Raw genomic sequence first — 5884 nt, forward strand, 5'->3', positions numbered from 1 at the left:
ATATCATAAATCTGTATAATATTTGGATGGTTCAGCTGAGCAATGACCTTGCCTTCTGTTCTGAAGTTTTCAAGAAAATCTTCATCCATTGCCTGATTGTGTTTCATTATTTTAATGGCAACCGGCATGTTAAGGGTTTTATGCTTGCCTTTGTAAACAAAACTCCAACCGCCCTGGCCGATCCGATGGGTCATAATATAGCGGCCTACATTCCTTACCCCTGTGACAATCGAATTTTCAAGCCTGTTGGTCAATAGTTCCGTTAAAAATTCCCTGATATCAGGATGTAATTGACAAGCCTTGTCAAATTCACCTCTTGATAATTTCCAAAGGATCATTTGTGATTCGGAAATTACGCTGGCTGTTCGTAATTCTCCTGTTAACAAGGCCATTTCTCCTATAACGTCTCCTTTCCTTCGTTGAGCTACAGTCTGGAGAGTATTGTCCAATTTTTGGATTTGAATGGAGCATAATCCTTGCTGAATAATGTAGAGATAATCACCTTTATCACCCTGGGTGATGAATCTTATACCGGACCCTATGGTTTTACGAGACATACAGTTTAAGAAAGAGCAGACACCTTCTTTTGGAAGGGTTTTGAGTAATCTAGTGTTTAAGATAAAATCAAGGTCTTGTGAAGAAATTTCATTCTGAACACCAGGATCGAAATCCAATGAATTTTCTATTGGGAAAAGAAATTCAAGGCCGATTTTATAAATTTTGTCATCATCTAAACCCTGAATCCAGGCAACCCTGCAAAGAGAATTATCCCATTGATTTAACGCGGTATTTTTAAACATTATTTTGAGTTTAAACTCTTTATTTAAGGCTATATCCGATTCAATCAGCAAGCCTTGAACACCAAAGTTGAGCACATTCACAAAACGAAATGTATTTGATTCTTCATTCTCAAAATAGATAACAGCCAGTTTGGGACAATCTAATTTTTCTCTGCTGACTTTACGAAGGTTTTGCAATGATGCCATAGGTGTTCTCCTCTAAAGATCAATTTGAGATTGGGAAAGGTATCTTTTTGCATATTCAAGGTGTGTTTGGGATTTAAAAAAGAGTTTGATGATATCTTTATCTAAAAGGCCATTTTCCCCCATTTGTTCAAGAATATTCACAGTCTTGCTCAAATTCATGGGGTTTTTATAGGGTCTGTCCCGGGCAGATAGGGCTTCAAAAATATCGGCAATAGCTAAGATTCGTGCCTGGAGATTTAAATCTTTTTTGCTAAGATGCAATGGATATCCTGATCCATCAAGTTTTTCATGGTGGGCTCCGGCAATGGAAGGGATGTTGGCAAGTTTTTTAGGCCAGGGAAGCTTGTTTAAAATTTTTTCAGTCAAATAAGCATGGTTGTTAATGATATCCCTTTCTTTTGATGTTAAGGTTCCCCTTAAGATACACAAATTTTCAAATTCATCTTCAGTTAAACAGGGTTGCAGTTTGCCAAAAATTTTATCGGATTTTTCATAAATTACCTCTAACTGGTCGATAAGGCTTTGATTAAGATGTTCCTTGCTTGAGTTGATGTAAGAAAGTGTTTCAAATTCTTTTTCCAGTATATCAATTTTTTCTTTACAGATATTATTGATCTGTGTGATTTGCTTTTGTTTTGCGGTTTGATCGAAAAGAGCCAGCTTTTTTTGTGCGGCAGCAAGTTTCTGGTTTGTTTTGAATAATTCCCATCTTGTTTTGATCAGCTCAATTCTGTCATGGACAGTCTCTAACCGTGTGGACTTACTGATAATATGCTCCGGCGTGGTTATTTTCCCGGTATCGTGCATAAGGGCTGCTATCCTGAGTTCATCCATTTGATCATAAGAGAGAGATGTGGTTTTAAATATTGTATTGTCCTGGTTTATTTTGTGGGCAATCATCATGGAAAGCTCTGTGACTCGTTGAATATGGCCGCCGGTATGTTTTGATTTTTCGTCTATTGATACGGCAATGGCTTTAATGAATGCCTCAAAAAGTTTTTTCATTTCAAGAATAAGCGCCTGCTGGGTCAAAATAACAGAGGCCTGGCTGGCCAGTGCCGTTGCTTTTTCCTGGTCATCCTTACTAAAGGAAATGGTTTTGTTGGTAAACAGATTTTTTGAATTAATCAGCTGAAGAATTCCGATAATATCATCCTCATGATTTTTCATGGGAATGACAATCATGGACTGGCTTTTGTAATGTAAGGCTTCATCAAATCTTTTGATTCCATTAAATTGAAACCTTTTTGTTTTATAAACATTCTTAATATTGACTATTCTCCCGGTATGAAACACATATGAGGATACATTGGAATGATTAGGTGTATTGTCCTCATTATACAATGGTACACCCGGAAGATCTATTGAACCGCCCCCTTTTTTGATGTTTAACGATTCATTATGGATGACATTAAAGACCAAAGTTTTAGTTTTATGGTCAACCAGATAGAGAGTTCCGCCGTCTGCTTTTGTAAATCTTCTGGCAATGGAAAGGATCATTTCAAGGAGTACACTGATATCTTTTCCAGTCCCAAGCGCCTTGCCAATGGCAGTTAACTCTGATATTTCCCTTGCCTGATCCTCAAGGAAAGGACAAAGCTCATCAAGGATATTTTCAATAACAATATTAATCCTGGCGTTTTCAGAAAATTTTCCATTGGCAGGCATAATATATCCTTAAATAAATTTAATTTTGATTTAAGCAATGTTTTTTTTTAAGAAGTAGCAAAAATTAAAAAATGAAACAAGAAAAGAAAAATCAAAGGAGAGAATTCTCTTGATTTTCTTGCTATTTACCTTTGATTGTGGCATCTATAAAAATTCAAATAACAAAAGGAGTAAGTGTAATGGACCAGCGGTATCATCCTGAATTAGTAGAACCTGAATGGCAGGCATACTGGAAAGAAAATCAACTTTTTAAAGTCACTGAAGATAAATCAAAAGAGAAATATTATCTGTTGGAAATGTTTCCTTATCCTTCCGGTAAAATACATATCGGTCACGTCCGTAATTATACCATTGGTGATGTGGTGGTAAGGTATAAACGGATGAAAGGCTTTAATGTGATTCATCCCATGGGGTGGGATGCCTTTGGTATGCCTGCTGAGAACGCAGCCATTGATAATAATACCCATCCGGCCGCCTGGACATATGACAATATCGGAGCCATGCGCGAACAGCTTAAGAGAATGGGGTTTTCATATGACTGGGATCGTGAAATAGCAACCTGCAGGCCTGAGTATTATAAATGGGAGCAATGGCTTTTCCTTAAAATGCTGGAAAAGAAAATGGCATATCGCAAAGAGTCCTTTGTGAACTGGTGTGAGAAATGCCAGACGGTTCTTGCCAATGAGCAGGTTGAGCAGGGTAAATGCTGGAGATGCTCCCAAACGGTTCAGCAAAAAAAGCTCTGGCAATGGTTTTTTAAAATAACAGATTATGCCGAAGACCTTCTGGTTCATTGTGATAAACTGCCGGGATGGCCCGATAAAGTAACTGCCATGCAGAAAAATTGGATCGGCAGGAGTATTGGATCTGAATTAAAATTTAAAATTGATGGCAGGGATGATGATATTGTGGTTTTTACCACAAGGCCGGACACGGTTTTTGGTGCAACCTTCATGTGCCTTGCCCCTGAACACCCCCTGGTTGAAAGCCTTTCAAAGGGAACTGATAGACAAGATGAAGTCGCCGCCTTTGTTCAAAAGGTGTCCAGCCAGGAAAGATCTGCTGAAGGGTTGGAAAAATATGAAAAAGAAGGGGTTTTTACAGGGGCCTTTTGCATTAATCCTGCAACCGGTGAAAAGATTCCGGTTTATACAGCCAATTTTGTTTTAATGGAATATGGAACCGGTGCCATCATGTCGGTGCCGGCCGGTGATCAGCGGGATTTTGAGTTTGCTAAGAAATACGGGCTTGAAATCAGGGTAGTGGTTCAGCCAAAAGGAGAAAACTTTGACGGGGATACTATGGAAGAAGCTTATGCCGGTGAGGGTGTTCTTGTAAATTCCAATGAATTTAATGGGCTGGACTATAAAAAAGGCATGGATGCTATTACAGACTGGTTGGAAAAAAAGGACAGGGGGAAAAAGACTGTTTCCTATCGATTAAGAGACTGGGGAATTTCAAGACAACGATACTGGGGTACACCGATTCCCGTTATTCACTGCCCGGATTGCGGTGTGGTTCCTGTCCCTGAAGCCGATCTTCCCATAAGGCTTCCGGAAGATGCAAATCTTCTTGAAAAAGGGGGTTCTCCCTTACCAACCCTTGATTTTTTTACAAAGGCCACATGCCCTGAATGCGGCAGAAAGGATGCAAAAAGAGACACGGATACCATGGATACCTTTGTTGAGTCTTCCTGGTATTATTTAAGATATTGTTCACCACGATTTGAAGACGGCATGTTTGACCCTGAAGCCGTCAAATACTGGGCTCCTGTGGATCAATACATCGGTGGGGTAGAACATGCGGTTCTTCATTTATTATATTCAAGATATTTTATGCGGGTATTAAATTCTTTTGGAATGATTGATTTTAAGGAACCCTTCTCGCGATTGCTTACCCAGGGAATGGTCTGCAAGGAGACCATGACCTGTCCTGAACATGGATATCTCTATCCCGAAGAAGCGGTGAAAAACACTGAAGAAAAGCTTGTCTGTACAAGATGCAACAAGGACGTGGAGGTGGGACGGGTCATTAAGATGTCCAAATCCAAAAAAAATGTTGTTGATCCCAATGAACTGCTTGAAAAATACGGCGCTGATGTCACCCGGTTATTCTGTTTGTTTGCAGCTCCCCCTGAAAGAGACCTTGAATGGAATGAGGACGGGGTTGAAGGCAGCAATCGATTTGTAAACAGGGTGTGGCGTCTTGCCCTTGAATGCATGGAAAAGATTGATGAATCGAAATCCTATACAGGAGCCGCTTCTAAACTTGTATCACCCCAGGCAAAAGATCTTTATATCAAGGCAAATCAGACCATACAAAAGGTCACGGATGATATTGACAAAAGCTTTCATTTTAATACAGCTATTTCAGCTGTAATGGAGCTTGTAAATGCCTTGTATGCGATTGATCTCGATTCTGCAGATCTTGAGATGAAAAAAGTAATCCTGTTCAGTCTTGAAAATTCCATTTTGTTGCTGTCCCCGATTATTCCGCATTGTTGTGAAGACCTTTTTAAAAAATTGGGTAAAAGGTTAGGCAAAAAGGGTTCAATTTTAGAGCAATCCTGGCCTGAATACAGAAAAGACTCTCTTAAAACAGATGATGTTCTTGTTATTGTCCAGATAAATGGAAAGCTTCGATCAAAATTTTCAATCGCTGCAGACTGTGAAGAAGCACAAATAAAAAAAATAGCCCTTGGGGATACAAAGATCAAAAAACATATGGGTGATAAAGAACCCAAAAAGGTTATTATTATCAGAAAAAAACAAACACTTGTAAATATTGTGATTTAATATGAAAAATTTAAAATGGTTCTTATTTATTTGTCTGCTTGTATTTTTTGCATCCTGCGGTTACCGGTTTGAGGGCGGTGGATACATTAAGAATGATGTGATGCGTGTCGCTGTGAAGGTTTTTGAGAATAAGAGTTCTGAAACAGGGGCAGGTATCTCATTTACCAATGCTTTGATCCAGGAGATTATTCAAAAGACAGATACGAAAGTGGTAGATGAATCCCGCGCAACTGCTGTTCTTAAAGGGACCATCAATGCCATAGGATTTGCTACCTTGTCACGTTCAACCACGGAATCTGTGATAGAAAGAAGAGTCTGGGCCTCCGTTGATTTGAAACTTATAGACAAGGATGGAGAAGTGATCTGGTCTGTCAAGGATTTTTCATCACATGAAGAATATACGGTATCTGAAGATAAGATAACGGATGAAAGTAA

At 39.1% G+C, this 5884-nt stretch carries 4 protein-coding genes; 2 read left to right on the forward strand and 2 right to left on the reverse strand.

Going from position 1 to position 5884, the window contains the following annotated elements; genetic code table 11:
• The coding region (locus tag K8S13_RS02260) for a cyclic nucleotide-binding serine/threonine-protein kinase (RefSeq protein WP_291460100.1) at positions 1 to 986 on the reverse strand (986 nt) is incomplete at its 3' end.
• A gap of 12 nt (positions 987 to 998) precedes the next feature.
• On the reverse strand, positions 999 to 2654 hold the full coding sequence (locus K8S13_RS02265) for an HD domain-containing phosphohydrolase (protein WP_291460101.1): 1656 nt from the start codon (positions 2652 to 2654) through the stop codon (positions 999 to 1001).
• Positions 2655 to 2833: 179 nt separating this feature from the next.
• On the opposite strand from K8S13_RS02265, the gene leuS reads away from it, so the two are divergent.
• Together leuS and lptE are read left to right on the forward strand one after the other, a co-directional pair.
• Positions 2834 to 5449 (forward strand): leucine--tRNA ligase, encoded by a 2616-nt coding sequence (gene leuS / locus K8S13_RS02270; protein ID WP_291460102.1) that lies wholly within the window; start codon positions 2834 to 2836, stop codon positions 5447 to 5449.
• A 1-nt stretch (position 5450) separates the two neighbouring features.
• Positions 5451 to 5884: LptE family protein (gene lptE, locus K8S13_RS02275; RefSeq protein WP_291460103.1), on the forward strand; the 434-nt coding region annotated here is incomplete at its 3' end.

Source organism: Desulfobacula sp., assembly GCF_021107415.1.